Below are 13,935 nucleotides of genomic sequence, written 5' to 3'. Positions count from 1 at the left end.
TAGCTCGTGACCGCTAGGGCCCAATCGCTTGAAGAGCCCAGCGTTCGCTCGCAAAGACCGCGTCGTCGGGGTTATTGGCGGTGTTGCCGTCGAGCACCGCCGCCCTTCGCACCACTTCTCCCGCTGCGAGCGGCGGGCCGCGGAAAAAGCCCTCGGTAAGGCGCGCGCCTAGCGCGGCGGCGCTCTTGTCTGTGATGGGCCTGACGGGCCCCAGCACGGCCTCGGCCCCCGCGAGCACGAGGGCCTGCGCGATGCCGAAGCCGCCGAGGCCACCCAGGTCGACGGACTGCGCGGCCTCGCAGCTCGTCAGCACGACGCGCCGCGGCGGCCGTGGAAGCGTGAGCAGGTCCGCCAGGTCGAGCCGTCCGCCGCCGGCGAGCTTGAGGTGGCTGTCCCAACCTTCGTGCCCGGCGAGCACCGTGTGGCCAGCGAAATAGAAGGAGTCGTGCCTTGCGAGTTCGCTCTGGACGCGGGCGACCGTGCCCATCGGCGCAACGAGCAGCGTGGCGCGGCCGCCCAATCGCTCCGCCACGAGGCGACCCTCCTGCGCCGCCAGCGGTAGATCGCCCAGCGGATCCGCGACGACGAGCACGCGATCGTCGGTCGAGCTCCTGACCGCGGCCTTGGGCCCCGCCAGCGGCCGCACGCCCAATGGCCCCGCGTCGGCCAGGTCGAGCGAGTGTTCGAAGGCGATGCGCTCGCCGAGGACGGCCCCGTGGTACGGCAGCGCACCGAGATCGATCCCCGGTGGTGCGGCGAGCACGCGTAGCGCCGTCGCGCCCTTTGGGAGCCGCCGCTCTAGCTCCCGGCCCAGCGCCGTTGCGAGCTCCGGCGGCGCAGCCCCCGCGAGCCGCGTGGCGGTCACCCGTCCTTGCGCCGCGAGCAAGAGCACCGCCTCGGCGCGTGCAGTGTGCACGTACATCGTGGGCGGGTCGTCGGGCAGCGGCGCTCGCGCCACCGGCCGCTTGCCTAAGGCCGCCAGCGTCTCGTCGATGACAGCTCGCCAACGTCGCTCACGCTCGCCGCGCTCGGCCTCGACGCGTGCGAGGCTCTCCTTGGAGAGTTTCCAATCCGCCCCGCGCGCCGCCTCCGCCTCTTCACGAAACGTGCGGTAGGCGGCGATGGCGCGCTCGTATCGTGCCCGCTCGTCGTCGGCGAGGCGGCTTTGCCGGAGCGCTCGACTCACCTGGGCGAGGATCCGAGCCCGCGCGTGACGTCCGACCTCCAGCGCGCCCGCTGCGTCGCCGCGCGCAAGGCGCGCATCCATGAGCAGGCGCATGCTCACCGCGGTTCCGCAAGAACGTGCCGCGTCCCGTGTCGAGGGGGACCAAGAGTGCCAACTCATCGAGCAGCGCCTCCGCCGCGACCAAGGACGTCTCGGCGCGCGCGGGGCTCCCGGCGCGAAGGTCCAGCGTCGCTGACGCGACGAGCGCGCTCCATTGCCGCTCGGGGAGGCCCAAAGAACGCGCCATCTCACCGGCCCGCTGCAAGAGCTCGCCGGCGCGGGCGAGCGCGTCTTTGCCTTTCTCTTCCGCCACGAGCAGCGCATCGAGCTCGAGCCAGAAGACCTCCTCGGAGCCGCGTGGCGCGGCCAAGTGGACTCGTGCATCGCGCAGTCCGGCACGAGCCTGTTCGACGTGTCCTGCGCGGTAGTGCGCGAACGCGAGGTTGCCAAGGGCGATGGCCACGAGGTGGGGGTCGGCGCATTTTCCGGCATCGCCCTCTCTGCGCGCGCGTTCGAAGCTTGAGCGCGCCGTCTCGAGCAAGCGGCTCGCAGCGAGCGTCGCGCCGCTCGCGCCGAGCTGGGCCTCGGCCTCGCGGAGCGCGCCGTAGCCGAGGTTCGTGGCGATCTCGACCCTCTCGCAGGGAGGTGCGCCGGAAGCCTCGGCCTCGAGGAGGAGCGACGTCAGGGCGGCGTCGGCTTCGCGGAACCGCCCCAACATTTGAAGCTCGAGGGCGTGGGCGCTCGTCGCATTGCGAGTCAGCCGCGGAAGTTGGAACCGTTTGGCGAGCTCCCGCGCCTCGGCGAAGTGAACGATGGCGGAGCGTCGATCGCCGAGCTCGGCCTCGAGGACACCGCGGTAGTACGGCAAGCGAGCGCGTCCCTCGGGCACCAGCGCGGCGGCCTTCGCCAGCTCGTTCAGCCGCTGCCGTGCTTCGCTGTAGCCACGGCTCCGTTGGACGAGCGCAAAACAAAGCGCGAGTCCGTCGTCGACCTCGTCACTCGTGCGGCCGAGCGCGCGATGTTCGGCGACGCTCGTGCGCAGTCCCGAGAGCGCCTCTTCGACGCGGCCCTGGCCGAGGGCAATCCGCGCGTATTGCCCCCGCGCCAAGGCGCGCTCCGCCGCGTCGCCGTGCGCCATGAGGTCTCGCAAGAGCTCGCTGGCGCGGGTCGTGTCGCCTTGTTCACGCAGCGTCAGCGCTTGGTCGAGCTTCGCGCGCGTGGGCCACGTCAATCGAAACGTAGCGGTCGCCGCGGTCGGCGGCTCATCGCTCGTGAGGCGAAGCTCGAGCTTCCCACGGGAGCGTCGACCTCGATGAGTTGCTCGCCCGCCGCGTCGGCGAGGCGCGTCACCGCCACGGGCGCTCCGTCCGAGAAGACGGTGACCTTCCGCGCCTTGACGAGGGCGCGCAGCTTTCCGGCCCGTCGTTCGCAGAGGCGGACGCCGCCTTGATGCACGGTGACGCACCCGAGCGCTTCGACTTCGAGCGGGGCCGGCGACGGCGGCAGGGGCTTCTTGCAGCCGCCGGCGCCGACGACGGCTGCTAGGAGGGCGGCGCGGGCGGCGAGGATTCGCATCGGTAAGGCGCGCCGCTCAGACGACGAGGGGAACGCTCGCGTGCTCCTCGCCGGCCTTGCCCCCTCGCTCGGCGGCCCGCAAGAGGCGCCAGATGTGCTTGCCCAGGACGTCGATCTCGGTCGATGCGAACTGTTCACCACCGAAGGCGCGGATGGTGTCCGTCTGGCTCTTGAGGATGACGGCGTCCTGTTGGAACACGCGAAGGGCGAGGGGCTTCACGAACGGTTTCACGATGAAGTGGGGCAGACGCGCGCGGAAGCTGACGACGGCGAAGACCCGCGTCCGGAAGTCATCGACGGGCGTCATGACCGAATCGACGAGGATGTGGTTCTCGGTGCCGATGCGGTATTCGACCTGGGCCACCGACGGCAAGATGAAGCGGTCGTAGTGCGTGACGATGCCCCCCGAGGGCGAGAGGATTTTTCCGATGAGGCCCGGGGGCCGCGGCTCGCCGACGTATTCGGCCTCCACCCGGTCTTTCGTGCGGTGCACCTTTGCGGTGATGGTGATGCCGCGGCTCTCGGAGCGAAAGAGCCCGCGATGCAGGAAGGCGGTGTGCGGGACGTCGAGCGCATTTTCGAGCGTCGAGTAGAGCGTGCCATCGGCCTCGACGACTTGAACGACGGTCGTGTAGTCCTTCGCACCGAGAAACGCGAACCGGTGAGGGCGGCTCGCCGGCAACGTCGCGTCGTCGGTCGGCGTCGAGTACAGCCAGATGAAGCCGTCTTCCTCGATGACGGGAAAGGCCGAGGCTTGCCTTGCCTTCTGCTCCTTCGCGTCGCCGTCGTTTGCCAGCGACGGTACGTGCGTGCAGCCGCCGGCGCGATTGAAGCGCCAGCCGTGGTACGGGCAACGCAACGTCCCGTCGTCGGCGACGTGGCCCATGGAGAGCGGAACGTTGCGATGTGGACACCGGTCGAGCAAGGCCCCGACCTTGCCGTCGCCGTCGCGAAAGAGAACGATGGGCGTGGCAAAGAGCGTGACCTTGCGCGGCTTGGTTCCGAGCTCGCGCGACAGGCAGACGATGAACCATTGGTTCGGGAGGCGCGCGACGGACGCGTGCCCCTTGACGTTCGCGCCACGGAGCAGGCGAGCCGTCGGAACCAGTTCTTGCCGTTCGTCGACCTCGTCGTTCACGCCTTCTGGTCTACCGCGAACGGGGCCGAAGCGCGAGCCGGCGTCAGGCGTTGACCAGCGGGCGGAGGTATTCGAACTTTGGCTGCGCCAGGTCGTCGTGCGTCAGCGACCAGGTGTCGTCGCCGGGGATCAGGTAGATGACGTCCGACTCGACGCTCGCGAAGCTCACGAACTTCATCCCCTGGAGGACGCGGTGGAACGAGGACTTGTGCCAAAGCTCGGGATCGGGAATCGCGCAAGCTCGGCGCATCGCCAGGTCGGCTGGCGAACCGTTGACGAGCAAGATGGCCAGGGTGAAGGTCAGGTAGCGCGGTTCGGGTCGGTACGGATCGAGGGCGCCGCTGGGGCCCGCGCGCACGCCCTCTTCGGTCGTCATTCCGTCGCACCACATCTTGAAGTCCGCTTTGGCCTTCTCGTGGTCATCGAAGTAGTCCCAGCAGCCGCGTTCCGCGAGGTTCAAGTGCTGGCACAAGGTGTCGGCGATCTGGCGGTACAGGTTGTGCCGATCTTGGTGCCCGGCCCGCTCCGGATGCGAGACGACGAGCTGATGCAGTGCCGCGCGCAGCGGTGAGCCCGGGAGGTTCCGAAAGCACAACTCAAGGGCGAAGACGGAGCGACCCATCAGCCGAACGCCGACCCGCCGCTGCGGTTCCAAGAGCCGCTCCGACTCAGTCTGCTGCCGAGGATGACGCCCGTGGCGACACCCACCACGACCGGCGTCAGGCCGAAGCCGCTGGGGCGCGGGCGAGCGCCCGGGGATGTCGTCGCCGTCGTGCCGCTCGAGAAGGCCGTGCGGCGCGGCGTTGGTGTGAAGGTCTTGCCGGTGTTCGTGAACGTGGGGGCGCGGGAGCCAGGTCGCGGCGACCGACCGAGGCCGTAGTCGGTCCAGAACCAGGTATGCGTCGCGTCGCTGCCGCCGTACGCGTAGGTCATGCCGTCGTCGAAGGGCTGGTTCGCGGCAAAATCGCGCGGCGGCACGGCGGGGTTCGGCAAGAAGGTCGTGAGCGCGAGAATGCGCACGGGAATCGATGCCTGTTGGTAGGCGACGAAATCCTCGTTGAGGTCGTCGAGCTCCGCGTCGCCGTCCTTCGGGACCACGTAGATGACGGACTTGTACCCCATGGCCTTCAGCTTGGTCGCGTCGGGGACTTTGGCGACGTAGCGATTGTCGAACTGGGTCGCCTCGTCGGTGTACGTCGCGAGGCGCTGCCGATCGAGTACGAACATGGCGGACGGCTTCGAAGGCCGAGCGAGGCGTCCGGCGGCAGCCGACGTCAACGTCTTGCCGTAAGTGAGTGCGGCTGCGAGCGTCTGATGGGAGGCCACGACGCCGCGCGGGTGCGGCCAGTTGTCGAAGAGGAAGATGGGCTCAAAGGCCGTCGCCGCGCCGGCAGCGAAGGCCACCGCGTCCACGCCTGGCAGGTCGACGATGATCGCCGTCTCGGCGCCGACGGAATCGAAGAGCGAGCTCAGCGCCTTGCCTTGCTGATAGGACGTGCGCATCGAGGGCGATGCGATAGGGCGCACGACGTCGGTGAGCGGCTTGGGCGCGACGGCATCGCCGACGGGCAGACTCTTCGGCAGCGCCGCCGGGGCCTGAAAGAGCGTCGGCACGTAGTAGGGCTGGTGCCGCGGCTGCAAGGGTCGCAGGTGCTCCGGGAGGTTCGTGAGGAGCGTAAGATCGGGCGTCAGGAGCGGGCCTGTGCTCGCGGCGGTGGTCTCGTCAGCGGCGCCGAAGCTCCAGCCGTACTCGCGCTGCATCTCGAGGGAGCCCTTCGTGAGGGTCTTCACCTCTTCCGATGGAGAAGGCCCGCTCGCCAAGAGAAAGATGGCGCCCGCGCCGACGATGCCGGCGCCGCCTAGCGCCATGGCGAGCGCCACGCGCCTTCCGACGGGAGCTTGCACGCTGGCCTGCCACCACAGGGCGCCTACGATGCCGGGTTTCGCGACAAAGGCGTCACGGACGAAGGGGGCGGGAAGTGTCATGGGCGGGCGATGCGCTCCAGAAACGACGGTTCGAAGATGCCGTCGACTCGGATGGAGTACCGGAAGAACGGATCGGCGTCGACGCCGTGATAGTCGCTGTCGTTGAACCAGTAGGCTCGCCGATCGATGTACGTCTTACGGTTCAGCTCCGGCTCGAGGAGGTAAAGCCGCTTGTTCTTGGCGGGGCAGAGGACGATGAAGTGGTCGACCTCGGGTTTTTCGCTGGGATCACCGTCCCGGTGGACTGTGCCGTGGTCGCTTCCTTCGAGGCCCATGATGTTGCAGCGTCCGATTTCGCGGAACGGTAGGGTCTGCACATAGGCGACGGTTTTCGGGAGAAAGGCCTTCGCTCGAGCCGTAAAGGCCTTTCCGGCCGCGCTGCTCTTATCGCTCCAGGAGCGGTTGGGCATGAGCTCGACGTAGGCTTTCCAGGGAAAATACACGCCGAAGCGAACCTTGAGCCACAGCATTTGCCTTCGCGACAGGAGGACATCACGCTCTTCCCCGAAGGTTTGGTGGCTCTCCCGCGAAGCGTCGATGGCGGCGGGGTCGTCGGCCAGCTCGCGGAAGGTCGCAAAGGCGTCCGCCAAGAGACCTTCGATGATCTCTCCGTAGTCGACGAGGGCCTCGCTCTCGTAGCCCTGCGGCATGATGCCCATCGAGCGATGGCTGCCGCCGGTGTAGTCGACGGGCAGTTGGGCCAACGCCAAGCAGACCTCCTCGTGGATCGCGTCGAGCGGCGCGAGATCGACGAACGGCTCGAGGTCGATGTAGGCGCGTCCCAAGACGCCGTGGAGCTCCGTCCTCTCCGGGGACGCGGACACAGACGGGGGGCTCACCAGAACCAGCCTAGACCGAGCAGCGGGCGGGGTTGAGCGAGAAACGTCATCGTCACATTCGCTCCCTGCCACGCGATTGTCGCTGGTCGCCAAAGCCTCGTTCTGGTGTAGCGTCGCTCCCCATGGACCTGCCGCCGCTCTACGCCGCCGGCCTCGTGCTCGTGGTCACGCTCGCCAACGTGCTCGCGCTTCGCGTCTTGGCAGCCGTCACGGGAGCGAAATCCGTGGGGGAGGGCGCCAACGGCGCCTCCCGGCTCCTCTACATGGGTCAGGTCTTCGCGGCGCTGCTCGTGGCCTCGTCGGCCGTCAAGAACGCGGCCGAAGGGGCGACCTTCTCTCGCGATCTCGCGTGGTCGCTGGCGCTAGGGGTGCTTGGCACGGTGCTCGTGGTGGTCGTCGGGCGGCTGGGCCTTGGGCTCTTGCTGGCGGCCAAGTTGCCCAAGGAGATTGAGCGCGGCAATAGCGCTGCCGGCCTCGCGGCGGGCGCCCACTTTGCTGCCACCGGCATCATCACGTCGCGCGCCATCGCCGGCTCGGACCTCCGGGGCTTGGCCCTTTCGTTCGCGTTTTTCGCCCTCGCGCAGGTGACGCTGCACGTCTTCGTGACCCTGTTTCGCATCGTCACCAGCTACGACGACGCGGAGCAAATCCAGGGAGAGAACATGGCGGCGGCCATCAGCTATGGGGGCGTCGCCTTGGCCATCGCCATCATCGTCGCTCGCGCCCTTGAGGGAAACTTCACCGGCTGGACGTCGTCGTTGCGCGGCTACGCCGGCGTGCTCGTCACGCTCGTGGCGCTCTATCCGGTGCGGCAAGTCTTCGTGCAGATGGTGCTGCTCGGCGGGGGCTTCTCCTTGCACGGTGGCTTCATCGATCGAGCGGTAGCCGGCGAGCGCAGCGAAGGCATCGCCGCCATTGAGGCCGTTTCCTACCTCGCCACGGCCTTCGCGGTGGCTCGGCTCGCGTGAACCGTCGTGGACGTTGAAGCGTACGACCGGTTCGCGAAGCGCGTACTCGCGTCGGACATCATTCTCGATCCGTGGCTCTTCGGCGCGCCGCGCTTCCGCTCTGAGCCCATCGTGCTTTCAGCCGAGACGGCCGCGCTCCTGGCGAAGGTCGCCGAAGACGTCGTCGAGACGTTTCATGAGGCGTGTCTCCTCGTCGACGAGAGCGACGGTGTCCTGGACACGTTCTTTGGCATGTCACCCGCGCAGAAGACCATGTGGCTCTCGTCAAAGCCCTTCTGGCACGGACTCGCGCGCGTCGACGTGTTCATGACGAGCGACGGCCCGGTCATCGCCGAGCTGAACTGCGACACGCCAACCGGCGAAGCGGAAGCCATCGTCTTGGGCGGCCTCGCCAAGGAGGACCGACCGGCCCTCATCGATCCCAACGAGGGCCTCCGCTCCCGCTTCCTCGCCATGCTCGACTTTGCCGTCGCCGCGTCGCTTGGGGCCTCTGGCGGCGCGCACCCGAAGACCGTCGGCCTCGTCTACCCGACCGAGTTCACAGAAGACCTCTCGCTGGTGAGGCTCTACCGAGGCTGGCTCGAAGCCGCGGGCTGGGGCGTAGTGCTCGGGTCTCCCTACAACCTCACCGATGGCGACGACGGTCGCGTGCATCTCATGGGGACGCCCATCAGCGTGATGTTGCGGCACTACAAGACCGATTGGTGGGGGGAGCGCGCTTCCCCGTGGACCGACGAGGACATCCCCGACGCCGCTGCGCTCGAGGCGCCGCTCCGAACCGTGCTGCGCGCCGAGCTGGAGGGGCGGCTCGCGGTCTTGAACCCGTTTGGCTCCGTGCTTCCGCAGAACAAGCGAATGATGGCGTTTCTCTGGGAGCACATCCATCGGCTGTCCCCAAAGGCGGCGCGCGTGGTGGAGGCGCATGTGCCTGTGACGCGTCGCCTCGAGAACGTCCACGAAGAGCAGCTCTTCGCCCAGAAAGACGAGTCGGTCATCAAGAGCGACTACGGCGCCGAGGGCGACGAGGTCGTGATCGGGCGGCTCGTGACGACGGAGCAGTGGGAGAAGACCATCGTGTTCGCGCGGCCCGGGCGGTGGGTGGCGCAGCGGTACTTCGACGCCGAGCGGACCGGGGCAGGGGAGACCACGAACCTCGGCGTCTACGTCGTGGCCGGCCAAGCGGCGGGCCTCTACGCGCGGACATCGCCCGCGGGCACGGCCACCGACGCGGCGGCGCTGAGCGTTCCGGTCCTCGTCGCGCCGGCGCCTTCGCCGTCGCCATGAACGAGCGGCCGCACCTCGGGCCGCTCGCGCGCGGCGCCGTCCTCGCATTGGCGCTCGCGCCGCGCCTCTGGGCGGCCTTCGCCGACCAAGGACTCTTCTGGCCCGACGAGTTCTTCCAGAGCCTTGAGCAGGCGCACCGCTTCGCCTTTGGCTACGGCATCGTGCCGTGGGAGTTCGCTGAGGGCGCGCGCTCCTGGCTCTTCCCCGGCCTGATCGGCCTCCTCTGGAAGTTCCTTTCGGCCCTTGGTGTGAAGAGCGCGGTGACGCTCGTCGTGGCGGCAAAGCTCGCGATGGTGGCCGCGTCGGTGGTTACGGCGGAGCTCGCGATGCGCCTCGCGCTCCGAATGGCCGGACCGCGGGCGGCGATCCTCGCGGGCACCTGGGTGGCGCTATTTCCAGCGACGGTGCTCTTCGGGAGCAAGTGCATGACCGAGACCGTAAGCGCGCCGCTCCTCCTGGCCGGCGCGCTCCTCTCCCACCGTTCGGCGAGTGATCGCGATGCGGTGTCGTGGCGACGCCTCGCGACGGCAGGCGCGCTCGCCGGCGTCGCCGTGTTCTTTCGCTACCAAAACGGTCTCGTGGTCGTCGGCCTCGCTGGCGTGCTCTTCGCCGAACGACGCTTCCGCGACGCCGGGGCCTTTGCCGCGGGAGCGGCCATCGCCGGCCTCGCAGGCGGGATGCTCGACTACGTCACCTGGGGCCGTCCCTTTTACTCTTTTGTGCAGTACGCACGCTTTCACGCGGAGACCGGCGGCGCGTCGTGGGGCGCGCTTCCGTTTGGCTACTACTGGCAGACGACCTGGCGCTCCGGCGGAGTCGTCATGCTTGTGGTGCTCGCGGGGCTCACCCTGGCTTGGCGCTCGTGGGGGCGCTACGTCGCGCTCGTGGGCGTCTACTTTCTCGTTCATTCGGCGGTGCCGCACAAGGAGTACCGCTACCTGTTGCCGCCGGTTCCGCTCGCCTTGACGGTGGCCGCCGCTGGCCTGTCGATGGCGCTGCCCGTGTGCGCGGCGTGGGTCACGGGCCGGTGGCCATCGCTCGCGCGCCGGCCCGTGGCAGCGGCGCTCGCGGTCGCACTTGTTGTGCTGTCGGTGGCGGGCTTTGGAGAGCGAGCGGCCTTCATGACCTTCGGTGATCTCGGCCACGAAGACGGCCTCGCGGCGGGACTCGCCTTCGACAACGACAGTCCGTGGCACGCGGCCGAGGGCATCAATCGCTTGCTATGGGCCGCCGGCGCGGCGGACGACACCTGCGGCGTGGTGCTCAAGGACATCCCTTGGTCGTCGACCGGTGGCTTTGCGTATTTGCATCGCGATGTGCCGCTGCTCTTCGCGTTTTCGCCCCGGAACTTGCGGTCTGCCAACGTCCTCATTGCCCGGCGCGAGTTTCAGCAGCCCAAGGACTACCGCGAGGGGCCCGAGAGTCGGGGCTTCATGCTCTTCCGGCGTGACGGTCCTTGCGAGCCGCCTCCACATGAGTACACGCGCATCGTGCCGCCGTAGCGGCGGCCTCGCGATACCGGCTGCGTCGCCGGTGACGCGCCGCACGCCGCGCGGCGCGCCCGAACGGAACGCGTCCGACGCAGCTGCCGTCTCGCAACCTCCCGAGATCGTTGTGGCGCACCTTGGCCTAGCCTTCGCAACAGTGCCGGAGCCCCACGGAGGTTCCATGCTCATCCGCACGACAAAATTCACCGCTGCCCTGACGTTGCTCACGGCATGTTCTGGCTCCGGTCCGCTTGATGTCGACGGCGCCTCGGGGCCGCAGACCGCCGGTCCGACCTTCCTGCGGGCCCCGGAAGAGGTTCCTTCGACAAAGCTCGTCTCGGGCACCTGTCCTTACGCGCCGGCGAACGCCGTGTTCCAGCGCGCCATTTGCGTCTGCAACGATCTCTCGCTGTCCGGCTCGCTTGAAACGAAAGCGACGCTCGGCGGCGCTGCCGACGTCGGCGTCAACGGTGCCTTCAGCGCCTCATCCACGGCGCGCATCGGCGGGGCGCTGATCGCTCATGATGGCGTCCAGATCAGCGGCGATGTGGAGGTGAAGACGGATCTCGCCACGGCGAAAAACGTCGTCGACTCGGGGTCACTTCGCGTGACCCGCGATCTCGTGGGCGGCGGCAACGTGTGGAGCTCGGGCGACCTGCACGTCGGTGGCGCCCTGAAGCTCGGCGGCGAGCTCGTGACGTCGGGCGCCAGCAGCGTGGGCGCGCGCGCCGCCTACCCAGCGCCCGTCATGGAGCCTTGCGGCTGCGAGGGCAAGACGCTCTTCGACGTGAAGGCGCGGGTCGCCGCTGCCAAGGCACAAAACGACAACGGCAAGGTCACAGGGGTCGGTGACGACGTCGTCACGAGCGGGCAAGGCCAGCTGACCCTGCCGACGGGCAACTACTACGTGAAGAGCCTCTCCACCTCGGGCTCGCACAAGCTCAAGATCGACGGGGCCGTGGCCCTCCACGTCGACGGCGACTTCGTCGTCTCCGGGGCCGAGGCGATCGAGATCGCCAAGGGTGCGTCGCTCGATCTCTTCGTGGCAGGCAACCTGGCCAGCTCTGGCGATCTCGCCCTCGGCGAGGGCGCCGAGGCCGGCGCCTTCCGCGTCTACGTGGGCGGAACCGAGGTGGCTCACTCGGGCAGTCAGCGGCTCCACGGGTTGCTCTACGCGCCCCACGCGCGGGTCGGGTTCTCCGGCGGCGTCGACGTTGTCGGAGCCGTCTTCGCGAAGGAGTTGGCCGTGTCGGGCTCGCTCGTCGTCGACTACCGAGGCGCGACGCCGCCGGCGGCGAACGTGTGCACGCCCGAGCCGACGCCGGCGGGAGCGTCTGGCAGTCCCGCCCTCAAGTGATTGCGCGAGCGCGTGCGAGGGTCGCTCTAGCGGCGCCCGAAGGCGCGCTCCATCCGCTCCACGAACCCCGCCGCGAAGGTGCCGTCGACGCGAAGCGAATATTGAAACACCGGCGCGGCTTCGACGCCGTGGTAGTCCATGTCGTTGAACCAATAGGCGCGCGCGTCGACGCGCGTCTTCGCCTCGCCCGTGGCGTCCACTAGGTAGAAGCGCTTGTCGCCACGCGGATCGATGGAGATCGATTGGGCGACGCTGAGCGCTCGGCCCGGCTCTGAGTCGCGATGGGCGGGGGCGTGATCGTTGGCGGCGACGCCGAAGATCACAGCCCGCCCGATCTCGCGAAAGGGGAGGGCCTCGAGCAAGGCCAGGGTCTTCGGGAAGAGCCGTCGCGCCTCCTCGCCGAAAGCCTTGCCATGGCCCGAGTGCTTGTCGTCCCAGCGATCGTTCTCGAGCAGGTGGTAGCAGTGCTTCCAGGGAAAATAGACGCCGTGCGCCATCTCGAGATGGCGCATCTGGGCGAGCGTCAACGGGTTGTCGGTCTCGTCGCCGAAGCGGTAGTCGCGTCGTCGCGCCAGCTCGAAGCGCTCGGGGCTCTCGCCGAGTGACACGAAGTCGACGAACGCGTCATCGCTCATGGCCTCGATGACATGACCGTAGTCGCGGTAGCCGTCGTGCTCGGCCCAGGGGGCCACGACGCCCATCCACTTGAGGCTTCCTCCGGTGTAGCTCGTCGTCGCGAGAGGTAGCGCGAGTCCGACTTCGCGATCGACCTCCCGGAGGACCTGGTCCTCGAGGCCGAGGAGCGACTCGAGATCGAGATACGGGCGCCCAAAGATGCCGTGGAGCTGGCTCACGGTGCTTCCTCCGCCACGGCGCTCGCGTAGGCTTCGGCGACGCAAAGCTGAAATGCGTGGACGCCGTCCTCGACGGACGCGTAACACGCCGGACTCGCATCGGGACAGCCTTCGAAGGCTCGCTGCTGCGACTCACAAATGGCGCCGTCCTCAGCGTTCACGCGGCGCCAGAAGTCGACGAGGTCGACGATCGCCTCAGGCGAGCGGACCTCGGGATGCGCGAAAATGTCGAAGTGGACCTCCGTCTGGCCCGGCGCCTTGGGAACGAGCCGGTAGGTCAGAAGGTAGTCGGGCTGCAGGCTCGTCAGGAGGAGCGGAAACAACATCGCGTCGTGCACCGTGCGCCGGAGCGCTGGCGCGACGAGGTACGGGCGCCCCAGCCGCTTCCCCGATGCCGACACCGTCTCCGCCTCGTCGACGAGCTCCATCGTGCCTCCGAGCCACGGCCCGCTCTTGAGCACCGAGCGCGCGTCGTCGTTGGGCGTCCATCGCTCGAGCGAGCCGTGCACGCGCGTGAAGTGATGCGACTCCTGGAAGTTCTCCGCGAGGAGCTTCCAGTTGGCCGCCACGCTCCACGAGGCCTCGTGGACGCGCACGAGGTGGCGCAGCTCGGTCTCGCGGAGCCACGAAGGCGCCGAGTCGACGGGCGCGACGTCGCGCGCCTGCGCCGCGCCCTCACGAAGGCGCCCGAAGAGGAGGTCGCCGAGCGTCGCCAGCGCCACGGGGATTAGTCCACGCGTCCCTGCGTCGAAGCCCGCGGGCGCGTAGGGGGCGGCGCGCAGCCTGCCGTCCTTCGCATAACACCAGCCGTGGTACGGACACTCAAAGGACGCGACTCGACCTCGCGGAGCGGTGACGAGCTCTGCGGCGCGATGACGGCACGTGTTCTGAAACGCGCGCACGACGAGGTCGTCGCCGCGCGCGACGAGGACGTTCCACGGCGACGGCGGGCGCATGAAGTCGCCGGGGCGGGGTACATCGGCGGCGCGGCCCATCGGGAGCCAGCCCTCGCGGAGCAGCGAGCGTTGCTCGAGCCGGAAGACCTCTGGGTCGGTGTAAACGGCAGCGGGAAGCGGCTTCGCCTCCGCGAAGGCTGCTCGCGTGCGGGCGAGATCGTCTCCGGTGAACGGCTGCCGTTGGCGAGCGAAGAGTGGACCGAGCACGGGGAGACGAGGGTACGCCGGAAGCGACCGATCTCGCTGGTCGACGCGGTTCGCGCGGA

13 protein-coding genes are annotated in these 13,935 nt (G+C 68.7%); 4 read left to right on the top strand and 9 right to left on the bottom strand.

The genetic code is table 11. The annotated features are described in order from the left end of the window. Positions 1 to 13: 13 nt before the first annotated feature. From IPG50_03665 to IPG50_03635, 7 genes are all read right to left on the bottom strand, one after another. On the bottom strand, positions 14 to 1,186 hold the full coding sequence (locus tag IPG50_03665; protein ID MBK6691287.1) for a CHAT domain-containing protein: 1,173 nt from the start codon (positions 1,184 to 1,186) through the stop codon (positions 14 to 16). Then, positions 1,098 to 2,456, bottom strand: a complete 1,359-nt coding sequence (locus IPG50_03660) for a hypothetical protein (protein MBK6691286.1) — start codon at positions 2,454 to 2,456, stop codon at positions 1,098 to 1,100. Before IPG50_03660 ends, IPG50_03665 begins: the two co-directional genes overlap by 89 nt. After that, positions 2,453 to 2,800, bottom strand: a complete 348-nt coding sequence (locus tag IPG50_03655) for a hypothetical protein (GenBank protein MBK6691285.1) — start codon at positions 2,798 to 2,800, stop codon at positions 2,453 to 2,455. The genes IPG50_03660 and IPG50_03655 overlap by 4 nt, the downstream gene beginning before the upstream one ends. A gap of 16 nt (positions 2,801 to 2,816) precedes the next feature. Then, on the bottom strand, positions 2,817 to 3,908 hold the full coding sequence (locus tag IPG50_03650) for an aromatic ring-hydroxylating dioxygenase subunit alpha (protein MBK6691284.1): 1,092 nt from the start codon (positions 3,906 to 3,908) through the stop codon (positions 2,817 to 2,819). Between the two features lie 73 nt (positions 3,909 to 3,981). After that, the gene (locus tag IPG50_03645) at positions 3,982 to 4,560 is read right to left on the bottom strand and encodes a hypothetical protein (protein ID MBK6691283.1); all 579 of its coding nucleotides are present in this window, start codon (positions 4,558 to 4,560) and stop codon (positions 3,982 to 3,984) included. After that, positions 4,560 to 5,924, bottom strand: a complete 1,365-nt coding sequence (locus IPG50_03640) for a hypothetical protein (GenBank protein ID MBK6691282.1) — start codon at positions 5,922 to 5,924, stop codon at positions 4,560 to 4,562. Before IPG50_03640 ends, IPG50_03645 begins: the two co-directional genes overlap by 1 nt. Further along, complete coding sequence (locus IPG50_03635) at positions 5,921 to 6,763, bottom strand: hypothetical protein (GenBank protein MBK6691281.1); 843 nt, start codon at positions 6,761 to 6,763, stop codon at positions 5,921 to 5,923. The genes IPG50_03640 and IPG50_03635 overlap by 4 nt, the downstream gene beginning before the upstream one ends. Positions 6,764 to 6,885: 122 nt before the next feature. Here IPG50_03635 and IPG50_03630 point away from each other — a divergent pair, with 122 nt between their 5' ends. The 4 genes from IPG50_03630 to IPG50_03615 all read left to right on the top strand — a co-directional run bounded on the left by IPG50_03630 (position 6,886) and on the right by IPG50_03615 (position 11,859). Then, the gene (locus tag IPG50_03630) at positions 6,886 to 7,731 is read left to right on the top strand and encodes a DUF350 domain-containing protein (GenBank protein ID MBK6691280.1); all 846 of its coding nucleotides are present in this window, start codon (positions 6,886 to 6,888) and stop codon (positions 7,729 to 7,731) included. Positions 7,732 to 7,737: 6 nt separating this feature from the next. After that, positions 7,738 to 9,015: a glutathionylspermidine synthase family protein gene (locus tag IPG50_03625; protein MBK6691279.1), complete on the top strand. Its 1,278-nt coding sequence runs from the start codon at positions 7,738 to 7,740 to the stop codon at positions 9,013 to 9,015. Beyond that, on the top strand, positions 9,012 to 10,517 hold the full coding sequence (locus tag IPG50_03620) for a glycosyltransferase family 39 protein (protein MBK6691278.1): 1,506 nt from the start codon (positions 9,012 to 9,014) through the stop codon (positions 10,515 to 10,517). Before IPG50_03625 ends, IPG50_03620 begins: the two co-directional genes overlap by 4 nt. Positions 10,518 to 10,683: 166 nt before the next feature. Further along, positions 10,684 to 11,859, top strand: coding sequence for a hypothetical protein (locus IPG50_03615; protein ID MBK6691277.1), 1,176 nt, complete (start codon positions 10,684 to 10,686; stop codon positions 11,857 to 11,859). A 26-nt stretch (positions 11,860 to 11,885) separates the two neighbouring features. Here IPG50_03615 and IPG50_03610 read toward each other — a convergent pair whose 3' ends face one another. Both IPG50_03610 and IPG50_03605 read right to left on the bottom strand, forming a co-directional pair. Beyond that, entirely contained in the window at positions 11,886 to 12,713 is an 828-nt protein-coding gene (locus IPG50_03610; protein ID MBK6691276.1) for a hypothetical protein, read from the bottom strand. Next, positions 12,710 to 13,876: an aromatic ring-hydroxylating dioxygenase subunit alpha gene (locus IPG50_03605; GenBank protein ID MBK6691275.1), complete on the bottom strand. Its 1,167-nt coding sequence runs from the start codon at positions 13,874 to 13,876 to the stop codon at positions 12,710 to 12,712. Before IPG50_03605 ends, IPG50_03610 begins: the two co-directional genes overlap by 4 nt. Between the last annotated feature and the right edge of the window lie 59 nt (positions 13,877 to 13,935).

The sequence above is a fragment of the Myxococcales bacterium genome, assembly GCA_016703425.1.
Classification (GTDB): Bacteria; Myxococcota_A; Polyangia; order Polyangiales; family Polyangiaceae; genus JADJCA01.
The sequence above is the reverse complement of the archived record's forward strand: the minus strand, read 5'-3'. Positions and strand labels throughout refer to the sequence as shown.